This window comes from Segatella copri, assembly GCF_009494395.1.
Taxonomy (GTDB): Bacteria; Bacteroidota; Bacteroidia; order Bacteroidales; family Bacteroidaceae; genus Prevotella.
Genome location: NZ_VZCB01000095.1, coordinates 42,657 through 55,236, shown reverse-complemented (window position 1 = coordinate 55,236; position 12,580 = coordinate 42,657). Strand labels below are relative to the sequence as shown.

Genomic DNA, 12,580 nt, shown 5'->3' with positions numbered 1-12,580 from the left:
CATTACCAAAGTTCACATATGGATTGACCAATACATTCTACTATAAGAATTTTGACTTGTCAATCCTGGCAACAGGTTCCTATGGCAACAAGATTGCCACTCCAATGGAACAGGGTATGACCAACCTGGACGGTTTGTTCAACGTCTTGAAGGAAGTGAAGGACAGATGGCGTTCACCGGAAAATCCTGGTGCCGGAAAATATGGTAAGACAACAGGTGGTACAGGTAGAGAACGTGACCAGTTCCACTCCAGATTTGTAAAGGATGGCAGTTATTTCATGATAAAGAACATCACTTTGGGATACACTTTGCCAAAGAATACCATTAAGTTTGTCAACTCGCTGAGAGTATATGCAAGCATCCAGCAGCCTCTTGTATTTAGCAAGTACAAGTATGGCAATCCAGAGGTGGGCACTAACTTTGATGGAAGTACCCCTAGCTCTTTGCTGCAGGGCATAGATTATTCAACATATCCAGTGCCTAGAATATTCACTCTCGGCTTGAACTTATCATTGTAACATTTAAACGACACAGTTATGAAATACTTTAAGATATTATTATTTGGCTTATTGTTTGCTTCTTGTGATAATTTCTTGGATATTCCATCCAAGACAACATTAAGTACAGATGTATATTACCAATCAAAGGAAGACTTTGAACAGGGACTGAATGGTGTTTATTCCATCCTTCGCAGCTTGTATAGCGGCAGTGACGGTGCTTGGGCGATGGGTGAACTTCGCTCTGACAACACCACTTATGCATTCAATCCCAATGACAGAGGTACAATCTCTGCTGAGTTTGTGAAGAATTTCCAGGATGATGCCAATAACTCTGTTTCCTATCATAAGTATGCAGATGATTACAGTATTATCTCCAATGCCAATTATCTGTTGGAAAATATCGATAATGTAAGTTTTGACCAGCAGGCTAAAAACAACATCAAGGGACAAGCTCTGTTCCTTAGGGCATTTGCATATTTTGATCTGGTACAGTATTTTGGAAAGGTTCCTCTTCACCTGACACCCGTCAAAAAGTTAAGCGATGCTACCCAGCCTTTGGCAAGCGTTGATTCCGTATATGACCAGATCATAGCAGATGCCAAGCTGGCGTCAGAACTGTTACCTGACAAAATGGCTCAAGAAAGTGGACGAGTCAGTATGGGTACAGCTAAGATGTTACTTGGCAACGTCTATATCAATCAAAGAAAATGGGCTGATGCTGAGAAGGTTTTAAAGGAGATAAGCGGTTATCGTCTCCTGGATAACTATGCAGATGTCTTTGATCCTGCCAACAAAAACAATGAAGAGTCTTTGTTTGAAGTACAATTCAAGGAAGGTAATGATGGATATGCCAGCAACTTCTTCTATGTATTCCTGGCTCAGCCTATTACTGCTGAAGAAGTTACAGCAATCACTGGAATTCCAGAAGTGGCTAGAATAGTAGAAGGATATAACATTCCAACACCTGACATCATCAAGGCTTATGAAGAGGGTGACTTGAGAAAAGATGCATCTATCGGCATGCTTACTGCTCATGGGGTGGAATACCCTTATATCAAGAAGTATTGCCATACACATGCCGTTTCTGGAATCACCAATGACAATTGGCCTGTATATAGATATGCAGAAACTTTATTGTTTATTGCTGAAGCTTTGAATGAACAGGGTAAGACGGATGAAGCATTGACTTATTTGAACCAAGTACGTAAAAGAGCAGGCTTGAATGACTGCGAGGTTACTAATCAAGGTCTGTTGCGTGAAGCCATATTGAATGAGAGAAGAGTAGAGTTAGCATTTGAAAACAAACGCTGGCTCGATTTGATTCATTCCGGCAAGGTAGAATCTGTCATGAAGGCTTATGGCAATCGGGTAAAGGCCAATCCACAAGATTACTATTTCCCAGAAGGTTATGGTGTAGCTCCACAGTCTTATACAGATATCAGAATTTTATTCCCGTTACCTGCAGCAGAAGCCGCTTTGACTACATATTTTTAATTCACATCAGGAGGGGGCATTAGTCTATTTCTGAGCTCAGATATAGGAGGATGACACCCTTCTTAGCTTAATAAAAAGCCTTTTATTATGAAACATCGTATTGTCTTTTTTTTCTTTTGCATGTTGGCTGGCGCTTCTTACGCCAAACGTACAACATCGATAGCGCAGATGAAGGTGGAGTATCAGAAAACTCCAATTGCTCTTGAAGAGGAGCATCCTAGATTCAGTTGGCAAATGCTATCTGATGATCATTCCAGGAATTGCTATCAGAAAGCTTATGCCATTACTGTAACCGACGTGCAGGGAAAGGTATTGTGGAACTCTGGAAAAGTTGCCAATTCAAAGTCCTTGAATGTACGTTACGCAGGTAAGAAATTGATGCCTCAGAAAAGGTATCAATGGAATTTGACCGTTTGGAATCAGGATGACTGTCCAATGAGTCAAACTTCCTGGTTTGAGATGGGTTTAATGAACCATTCGGATAAGAGCGAAGCCTGGAAAGGTGCCAAATGGGTTGGTTTACCGGAATCCTGCAATGTGCTTCATAGTCAATACCTGCCTGTATTCAGATTCTCCATTTCTCTTCAATTAGACAAACGCAGCAAATCAAAACAAGCATCCTTCTTGCTTGGTGTCAATGACAGAAGATTGATGGATGCCAACAAAAACATCTATCATCTGCAGAATCATCAGGATGCTTCCTATATAAAGTTAGAACTGAATACTCAGGGAATAGATGATAAAAAGGAAGCAACAGTTGCAGTTTATAGAGTAGGATATGCCAAAGAGGACAAGCAGGATGTTCCTCTAAAGGTTATATCCATACCGGCGAGTGTCATCAATCAAGGTAACCGTTATCTCAAGCATCATTTTGAAGTGGCAGTCAACCTGGGGTATACGGAAATCTTCGTGGATGGTCAAAGTCTTGGAATACAGTCATTGAATCCTATAGGGCAAGGTGGAGACTTCCTGGCTTTTCCAGTATTGGCTGATCTGGGAATAGCAGTCAACAAATCTCAAATGGCTACTTTTTCGGAAGCCGAAGTGAGAGCATTTCGAAGTCCAGGTAATGTTATCGTAAAAGTAGATAAGCTCCAAATGACTTTAGATGGCAGGAAGTCCTCACGCCAGGTTATCATTAATCCTAGCCAGAAGTCTATGCCGATGCTTCGTACTAGTTTCAAGGTGGATAAGGAGGTGGCCTCTGCTCGCCTCTATGTTACTGCACGTGGTGTATATGATGTTTATATGAATGGCAAGCGTGTCAATGAGGAATATCTAAATCCAGGTATAACGCAATATAACAAGACACATACTTATCAGACATATGACGTTACTGAGCATTTACTGTATGGTCAGAATGCAATAGGTGCTATTTTGGGTGAAGGCTGGTGGAGTGGCGGTCTTACCTTTCAAGGTGAGAACTGGAATTATTTCGGTGACCGTCAGTCACTATTGGCCAGATTATATATTAGGTATAAGGATGGCAGCAGCCAGGATGTTGTAACATCTCCTTCTCTGTGGCAATACTACGATGAAGGACCTGTGAAATACGGAAGTCTTTTCCAGGGAGAAGTATATGATGCTTGCCGTGAGGGTGATGTAGAAGGATGGTCTCTTCCTTCTTATGATGCTGGCAAATGGAGAGATTGTGTTGAAATCCCGTTGACCGAACATGTAAGCCATGACGGATGGGGAACGGCAATGGCTCCCGATGATTATAGCTTTTTCAAACTGGTGGGGCAAAATGAAAACACCATACTTCCTGTCTGTGAACTCCCTGCAAAATCGGTTAAGGAAGTGCGAAAAGGGGTATTCATTTATGATATGGGGCAGAACATGGTGGGTGTTCCAAAAATCAAATTCTGCGGTCTTTCACCTTCTACGCAAGTCACGATGAGATACGCAGAGGTATTGTATCCAAATCTTCCGGAATATGCTGGTGATGCGGGAATGATGATGATGGAGAACATCCGTGCAGCGATGGCTCAGGATATCTATGTCGCCAAAGGTGGTATCGAAGTTTTTACCCCCCGATTCACCTATCACGGTTACCGCTATATTGAAATCACCGGTTTGGAAGCTCCACTTCCATTGGAAAATGTCAAAGGAATCGTCTTGAGTTCTATCAAGAAGATTTCCTCAGCGTATCAGACTTCCGATGACAATATCAATCGTCTCTGGGAAAATGTGAAATGGTCCTCAATGGGAAATTTCCTCTCCATACCAACGGATTGCCCTCAGCGTAATGAGCGTATGGGTTGGGCGGGTGACATCTCTGTGTTTTCCCGTACAGCAACTTATATGACTGATGCCGCTGTCATGCTTCGTAGCTACTTGCAGGCAATGAGAGATGTACAAACCCCTGAGGGAAGATTTCAAGACATTGCCCCTATAGGTGGTGGTTTTGGTGGGTTGCTGTGGGGAAGTGCCGGCATTACTGTTCCATGGGAGTGCTACCAGCAATATAATGATACTACCTTGATCAGGGAACATTATGCTGCAATGAAGAAATATATAGAATATGTGAAGAGCCATTATATAGATAGTACCACAGACATCATTGTTCAGAAACGGCAGTGGGGAGATCTTGGTGACTGGCTGGGACTGGAAGATGAACGGAATGACAAATCTCTTCTTTGGGAGTGTTATTATATCTATGATTTGGAATTGATGCAGAAGATGGCAGGAATATTGGGCTTTCCTGATGATGTAGCCTATTATGGGAATTTGCACAAGGAACGGGTTGAGCTGTTCAACGCCTCCTACGTGAATCCTTCTTCGGGTAAAACGATAGCTTCCTCATTCAATAAAGAACAAAAGGGCAAGTTGGTAGATACACAAACATCTTACGTACTTCCACTGGTATTTGATATCATCAAACCAGCATTGAGAACAAAGTTTATAGAAAACCTGAAGTCAACTCTCATACGTTCCAACAAAACAGACAAAGGAGAATATTGTCCACCTTATTCTCTGATGACAGGTTTTATTGGTACTGCCTGGATTAGCAAAGCCTTGTCGGATGCTGGGCAAGATAGCTTGGCTTATCGACTGCTTCGCCAAAAAACTTATCCATCCTGGCTATATCCAGTAACTCAGGGAGCAACAACAATATGGGAACGTCTCAATTCCTATACACATGAGAGAGGTTTTGGAGGCAACAACCGCATGAACTCCTTCAATCACTATTCTTTTGGAGCTGTGGCAGCTTGGATGTATAACTTTTCTTTGGGTATTCAGCGCGACGAGGAGAACCCTGGATTTAAGCATTTTCTGTTGCAACCCGAGCCTGATGAGCCAGGTGGCTTGCAGTATGCTTCCGGATTCTATGATAGTATGTATGGCAGGATCGAAAGCAAATGGGAACGAAAGGGCAATAGACTTGTCTATTCATTTGTCATTCCAGCAAACACATCTGCTACGGTAAGTTTACCTGCAGCTTCTCAGAAGTCTGTTTTACTGGATGGAAAGAAATTAAAGAAGAATCAATATAAGCTAATAGGAAATAAATACGTTTTGGAATTGGCCTCAGGCCAATATCAGTTTACTGTCTGCGAAAACTAAATCTTATGCGTAAAGAGTATAAGAAGCATAGGCATCTTATCTCTTTACGCTCTTTTTTATCTTATAACTCCGTTTTTGTCCTGGCTGGTGAACCTCACTTTTTATAATCTCAGACTTTGCACTTATGGAGTGTATGGAGTAAGCGATATTGTACTTATCTTTACAAGTTGAAAGCTTCGTAAAAATCCATTAAGGAGAAATTTTCAAACCCTTAAGGAAAATATATTTTCCCTTAAAGGAAAATACAAAAAACCTTAAGGGAAAATATAGAATCTCTTCTTTACCCATTTTACGGGTGCTTGAGAAGTATTTTACTCGTTTAGAATAATATTTACATAGTTTCTCGGGAGAATTATAAAATAAAAAATGCGTCCGTATTGTGCGGGTGCATTTCTGGTTTTATAACATAGTTGCAACTCTGCGAATCTGCTTGAACTTTTATATTCCTTCTTTCAAGAACTTGCGAAGATGCAGATGCGTGATGCCGTCATCATCATTCTTGGTGAGCAGAGGAGTCATGGAGATAACGTATTTCGGATAGTTGTCCTTGATGGCACGGAGATTGCCAAACTCCCGCTCTCTGGTTGCATTGTCGGCTATGATGTAGGAAGCTTGCACGTAGATGCGTTCGCCTCCTGGTTTGGTACATACAAAGTCGATTTCTCCAGCTTGCAATTGTCCTACATATACCTGATAGCCCAATCGTATGAGGTGCTGATAGATGATATTCTCTATCACTTTCTCAATGTCTCCTTCACGTGTACCTCCGGCAATGGCATTTCTAATGCCGTTGTCTTCAAAATAAAACTTATCGTTGGTTTCAAAGATACGTTTGCCGTGGATGTCATAGCGGTTCACCTTGTGCAGGATATAGGCTTCGCAAAGGAAGGATATGTAATTGGTGATAGCTGCCGAAGCGATGGATTCTCCTTGAGATTTCATATATTTGGAGATGCTGTTGGCTGAGATGAGTTTACCTGTATTATCAGCAAGGAAACGCACCAGGTTCTCTAAGAATGGCACGTTTCTTATCTGGTTGCGCATGATGACATCCTTAAGCAAAACGGTATGGTAAATATCCATCTGGTATTCACGTGCATCATCCTCTTCCAGACCTATCTTTGCCAGACCAGGCAAACCGCCATACTGAATGTACAGAGCAAGTGCTTCGTCATTATCTGATAGTTGATGAAATTCCAAAAACTCGTTATAGCTCAGCGATTGGATATAGATTTCCTTATATCTGCCACCGATGAGTGTGCTCAGTTCATTGCTCAGCATACGGGCATTGCTACCAGTTATAATGATGTCGGTGTTGGGTTCTGTGCGATAACTTCGGATGGATCGTTCAAATTCCTTGATGTCTTGTATCTCATCGATAAGGATATAATTATGTTTATCGGATAAAAAGTGCTGTCCGATATAGTCGTTGAGATCCTGGTAGGTCTGAATGTAGTCAAACTCTCTTTTCTCCTTGTCTATATAGATAATATTGTTTCCGTCATCTGCCGTTTTTCGGTCACGAATCATCTTCATCATGTAGCTTTTACCTACACGACGTTGACCTACTAATACGATGATAGTCTCCTTGCCAAGATACCTTTCTATCTTGTCGATATATGATTGACGAATAATAGTTGCCATATTTTTATCACTTATAAATGAAACTTTTTGCAAATATACGAAAAGTTTCATTTATAAGTGATAAAATTTGTCTATTTTTAGTTTTTATAACTTATAGATGGTGTCATGTAACTACTCAGCACCCATAGGGGAACTTCTATGGGTGCTTCTTAACAGTAAGATTCTGGGTCTTTACCTCTTTACTGTTTCCTCCCACCATAATCTGGAAGTCGCCAGGTTCTATCACATGCTTTAATTCTGCGTTATAGAATTTGAGCATTTCAGGAGTGATGTCGAAGCAGATTTCCCTGCTTTCTCCTGCAGCCAGATGGATGCGCTGGAAACCTTTCAGCTCCTTGACAGGGCGAGAGATGCTGGCAACCATATCACGGATATAAAGCTGAACTACCTCGTCGGCATCTCGGCTACCTGTATTCTTTACGTTGATGGTGGCAGTAATCTTCCAGTCATCCATATTGACTTCATGGCTGCTTAGCTTCAAATCGCCATACTCGAAAGTGGTGTAGCTCAATCCATAGCCGAATGGATAGAGAGGACCATTACTTACGTCCAGACAATTGCTGGCAAACTTGGCAAATTTCTGATTGTCATCAGGTACTGGTCTTCCCGTATTCTGATGATTGTAGTAGAGAGGCTCCTGTCCGGTTGTCTTTGGCATGGAAGTGGTGAGCTTACCTGATGGAACCTTGTCGCCGAAGATAACATCGCAAAGTGCATCTCCCACTTCAGAACCACCAAACCATACGTTCATGATGGTAGGAATGTGTTCATTCTCCCATGACAAAACCGTAGGGCGACCGGCAAAGTTGAGCAATACGACAGGTTTTCCCGTCTTTGCGAGTTCTGCCAGAAGTTCCTGCTGTACATCAGGCATTTCCAGATTAGTGCGGCTTGCGCATTCCCCGCTCATATCGGCAGTTTCGCCCATGGCGCAGATAATCACATCTGCTTCCTTTGCTATCTGCAGTGCCTCGTTCTTCATCTTTACCTCATCTCCCCAGGCAATAGACTTACCCTGTTCGCCGTTCTTCTGAAGTTCCCTATCGCGCCAGATATTGCTGCCCTGTGCATATAATAAGGTGGCTTTGCCATCGAGCGCTTTCTCCATGGCTTCCTTGATAGTAGTATATTTCTCTGGAGCCTGAGCTACACTCCATGTGCCGGCAATATTGTTGCGGGTATCTGCAAGAGGACCAATCAGCGCTATCTTTCCCTGTTTCTTCAGAGGAAGAAGATTTCCTTCATTTTTCAGAAGCACGAAGGTCTCGGCTGCTACGTCGCGAGCTATCTGTCGGTTTTCGGCAGAGTAGATGTCGGTCTTGTTTCGCTTGGCGTTGCAATAACGGTAAGGATTGCTGAACAATCCCAGTTTGTATTTTGCCTCGAGGATGCGGCGGCAGGCAGTGTTGATGTCTTCCTCCGTCACCTTGCCCTCTGCCACGCTTTGTGCCAGATGCTTGACGAAGGCATTGGAGCACATATCCATATCCGTACCAGCCAGGAGTGCCTGTTCTGATGCTTCTTTCAGATTCTTGGCTGTGCCGTGGTTCAGAATCTCGGCGATAGATGCATAATCGGTTACCACGAATCCCTTGAATCCCCATTGTTTTCTCAAAACATCAGTCATCATCCAGTGGTTGGCGGTGGCAGGGGTGTAATCTATCAGGTTGAACGAAGACATTACGCTGCCTACGCCAGCCTTTACCACGGCTTCGTAAGGAGGCAGGTATTGGTTCATCATGCGTATGCGACTCATATCCACGGTGTTGTATTCCTTTCCGCTCTCCACGGCTCCGTAGAGGGCAAAGTGCTTGAGGCAAGCCATGATTCTATCTGCTCTCAAAATCTCCTCTGTGCGCATGTCAACACCCTGGTAACCCTGTGTGAGTGCGGCACCCATCACGCCGCTCAGGTAAGGATCCTCTCCGTTGCCCTCGCTGATTCGTCCCCATCGGGCATCGAGTGCAATATCTACCATGGGCGAGTAAGTCCAGTTGATTCCTGCAGCACTGGCTTCCTTAGCCGATACTTCGCCTACCTTCTTCATCGCTTCTGTATCCCAGGAGCAGGAGAGGGCGAGAGGGATAGGGAACATCGTCTCGTAACCATGGATTACGTCCATGCCCACCAGCAGCGGAATGCCCAGACGGCTGTTCTTGATGGCGATGTCCTGGAGAGCCTTGATCTTGTCGAGTCCCTTGATGTTGAATACGCCGCCCATGTTGCCTTTTGCAATGTCGCCACCCACCTGGGTGTCCAGGGCTCCACCGGTAGTGATATCGCCAGCCACCATCAGGTTGAGCTGACCGATTTTCTCCTGCAGAGTCATCTTTGCCATCAGCTGGTCGATATACTCCTTCATCGGCAGGATTTTACCTTTTTGAGTTGTTGTAGCAACTTTCTTCTTGCTGGCGGGTGTATGGGCGATGGCAGGAACCATCAGCGAGCCAGCCAGCAGAAATGATAGTGATATGAATGCTGTTCTCATATTTACGATGTTTTTGTTATGTATTAACTCCACTCATTTTATTTCAGTTCAAACGCCTTTTTAAGTTTCAGCTGATCGGAAGCATTTCCGACGAGTGCCTCAAACTTGCCTGCTTCTGCCTTCCAGGATGCAGCTGTTTCATCATAGAAGCTGAGTGCCTGCTTATTGATGGTGATGTTTACATCCTTGCTCTCTCCCGGCTGCAGGTAAACCTTCTGGAATCCCTTCAGCTCCTTGTAAGGGCGATCGACAGAAGCCTTTACATCATGGATATAGAGTTGGATGGTTTCTGCACCGGCACGTTTGCCAGTGTTCTTTATATTCACGGTAAAGGTGATAGAGTCATTCTGATTCATCAGATTCTTATCACTGCGAAGATTAGAGATGGCAAACTGGGTGTAGCTCAATCCATGACCAAAGGCGAATGCTGGCTTGATGTTTTTCTTATCATTCCAGCGGTAGCCTACATAGATGCCTTCCTTATACTCCTCATCAATGATGTTGCCCTCAGTCTTGGCTCCACCTTCCTTGCGCCAGGTGCCCGGATAGGTATTTAATGCGTGGGCACCCACTTCCTGCAATGAGTTTACCCATGTGAATGGTAATTTGCCGCTAGGATTCTTGTCGCCGGTGAGGATAGAAGCCAGAGCTTCACCGCTTTCGCTACCGATATACCATCCCTGAATGATGCCAGCCACTTTTTCTTTCCAAGGCATAGCCACAGCATTACCCGAGATATTCACATAGATGAAGTTCTTGTTGGCTTTAGTCAAAGCCTCGATGAGCTTGTCTTGAGAGTATGGCAATTCAAGCTGTTTGCGGTCGTGACCTTCGCAATCCTGATAATCACTCTTGTTCAAGCCGCCAAACATCACCACGTAATCAGCATGCTTGGCTTTTTCTACGGCTTCGGCTATCAGCTCTGCCTCGCTGCGTTTGTCATCCAGATTCTGTCCGGTAGTTACGCCATTGTAATTTCCGCTTACATCGCCTACATAACCTCGGGCAAACTCCACTTCCACATTATCTTTTTCCAGTCGTGATTTTAATCCGTCGAGTGGCGAAATCTCCCGCTGTACCTTGAGAGAAGAGCTGCCTCCACCCACGGTCATCATCTTCACGGCATTTTCTCCTACTACCAAAACACGTTGTGCTTTCTGGGTATTGATAGGAAGCACATGGTTCTTGTTCTGGAGCAGTACGATGCCTTCTTCGGCAATCTGTCTGGCTGCTGCATAGTGGCTGTCAGAACAGAGAAAACCATAAGGACGGTTCGGATTCATGGTGGTGCGATAGAAGAGGCGCAATACGCGGCGCACCTTTTCATCCAATTCCTTGGTGGTGTATTTACCTTCCTGGATACCTTTTATATATGGTACGGCAAGGTAGTAATTATCGTAGGCATTGCTGGCACCCATAGTCAATCCGTTCGTCCATGTGCCGAACTCTATGTCGAGCCCGTTCTTCACGGCTTGGTCGGTATCGTGTGCGCCTCCCCAGTCGCTTACCACTACGCCGTCATATTTCCAGTCGCCCTTCAGAATCTTGTTCAGTGTCCACTGGTTGTGGCAGTTGTGTTCGTTCTTGTAGAGATTATAAGCACCCATGATTCCCCAAGTCTTACCTTTCTCTACAGCAGCCTTGAAGGCTGGAAGATAGATTTCGTGGAGGGCACGGTCGCTCACGATGACGTTTACCTGATGACGGTATTCCTCCTCGTTATTGAGGCAGTAATGCTTTACGCAGGCTGATACTCCTTTAGACTGTAATCCTTGGATATAAGGTACAACCATGATGCTTGCCAGGTAAGGATCTTCACCCATATATTCGAAGTTGCGTCCGTTCAATGGGGTGCGATAGATGTTCACGCCAGGACCTAGAATCATGTCTTTTCCTCGATACAGTGCCTCTTCGCCTAATGCTTCTCCATAGATTCTGCTCATCTGTGGGTTCCAGGATGCTGCCAGGCAGGTGAGGGCTGGGAAGGCAACGCAGGAGTCATTGGTTTGGCCAGCCTGCTCCCATTCGTCCCACAATACATCAGGGCGAACACCATGAGGACCGTCATCTGTCCAGAAGTTAGGAAATCCCAAACGGGGAACTCCAGCAGAGGAAAACTTACTCTGTGCATGAATGATGCGAATCTTCTCTTGAAGTGTCATGCGAGAGATGGCATCATCGATGCGTTGTTCTACATGTTTGGTGTTGTCGAGATAGACGGGCAACTGACCAGTTTGTTGTGCGCTGGAGGAGGCTATAGCCGCCATCGACAGTGCGCAGGATAGAATGAAGTGTTTCATGTTTCTTGTGAATATTATTTCTTATGAATATTAAATTGTTAGTTATGAAAATGCGTATCTGTCATTTTCGGATGCAAAGTTATGAAATAATAAGGTATAAACCTAGTGCTTGCAAAGAAAAAGTGGAAAAATATTATCTGTGTTTTTTTATAAGTGCTTGATAAAGAGTGAGGTATAAAAAGTAGAAATGTGGCTAAAAGTGGTAGTAAATGAAAATGAAGAAAGCGTTGTAGAAATAATTGATGGATAAAAAGGGTGCAAAATACAATTTTTATTCCATCCACTTTCAATGGTATGGAAGATTATGAAAACCTGTTGTTAATGAGGTTGTTATTGCATTCTTGGGTCGTTTTTGTTCCACTATTCTATTAATGAGGTTAGGATAACTCGAAAAAAACTATTAAATTTGCAATCGCAAAAATGCCAACTACAAGACCAATTCTCAGGCTTATGTCATCACCAAGAAGACTGTGACCAGCAAGTCTGTCTTGAAGTTGAACTCTGTTGCAGGTGGCGGATTTGCAATTAGCATTCTTGCACAATAACACAATAAAATGCAGAATTTTGAGTTATTATGAAAGAAAGTT

Annotated in this window: 7 protein-coding genes; 4 read left to right on the top strand and 3 right to left on the bottom strand. The window is 43.7% G+C overall.

Features of this window, described 5'->3' with window-relative positions; all coding sequences use genetic code 11:
• Nucleotides 1-23: 23 nt before the first annotated feature.
• The 3 genes from F7D73_RS16250 to F7D73_RS13355 all read left to right on the top strand — a co-directional run bounded on the left by F7D73_RS16250 (nt 24) and on the right by F7D73_RS13355 (nt 5,561).
• Nucleotides 24-518, top strand: a complete 495-nt coding sequence (locus tag F7D73_RS16250) for a hypothetical protein (protein ID WP_228117748.1) — start codon at nt 24-26, stop codon at nt 516-518.
• A gap of 18 nt (nt 519-536) precedes the next feature.
• Nucleotides 537-1,994, top strand: coding sequence for a RagB/SusD family nutrient uptake outer membrane protein (locus F7D73_RS13360; protein ID WP_153125435.1), 1,458 nt, complete (start codon nt 537-539; stop codon nt 1,992-1,994).
• Between the two features lie 87 nt (nt 1,995-2,081).
• The gene (locus F7D73_RS13355; protein WP_194256923.1) at nt 2,082-5,561 is read left to right on the top strand and encodes a family 78 glycoside hydrolase catalytic domain; all 3,480 of its coding nucleotides are present in this window, start codon (nt 2,082-2,084) and stop codon (nt 5,559-5,561) included.
• Between the two features lie 438 nt (nt 5,562-5,999).
• Here F7D73_RS13355 and F7D73_RS13350 read toward each other — a convergent pair whose 3' ends face one another.
• The 3 genes from F7D73_RS13350 to F7D73_RS13340 all read right to left on the bottom strand — a co-directional run bounded on the left by F7D73_RS13350 (nt 6,000) and on the right by F7D73_RS13340 (nt 11,993).
• Nucleotides 6,000-7,205 (bottom strand): ATP-binding protein, encoded by a 1,206-nt coding sequence (locus tag F7D73_RS13350; RefSeq protein ID WP_153125433.1) that lies wholly within the window; start codon nt 7,203-7,205, stop codon nt 6,000-6,002.
• Nucleotides 7,206-7,341: 136 nt separating this feature from the next.
• Entirely contained in the window at nt 7,342-9,693 is a 2,352-nt protein-coding gene (bglX, locus tag F7D73_RS13345; RefSeq protein ID WP_153125431.1) for a beta-glucosidase BglX, read from the bottom strand.
• A gap of 38 nt (nt 9,694-9,731) precedes the next feature.
• Entirely contained in the window at nt 9,732-11,993 is a 2,262-nt protein-coding gene (locus tag F7D73_RS13340) for a glycoside hydrolase family 3 C-terminal domain-containing protein (protein WP_153125429.1), read from the bottom strand.
• A 404-nt stretch (nt 11,994-12,397) separates the two neighbouring features.
• Here F7D73_RS13340 and F7D73_RS16395 point away from each other — a divergent pair, with 404 nt between their 5' ends.
• Nucleotides 12,398-12,538, top strand: a complete 141-nt coding sequence (locus tag F7D73_RS16395) for a glycoside hydrolase family 97 C-terminal domain-containing protein (protein ID WP_367383724.1) — start codon at nt 12,398-12,400, stop codon at nt 12,536-12,538.
• The last annotated feature ends 42 nt before the right edge of the window (nt 12,539-12,580 follow it).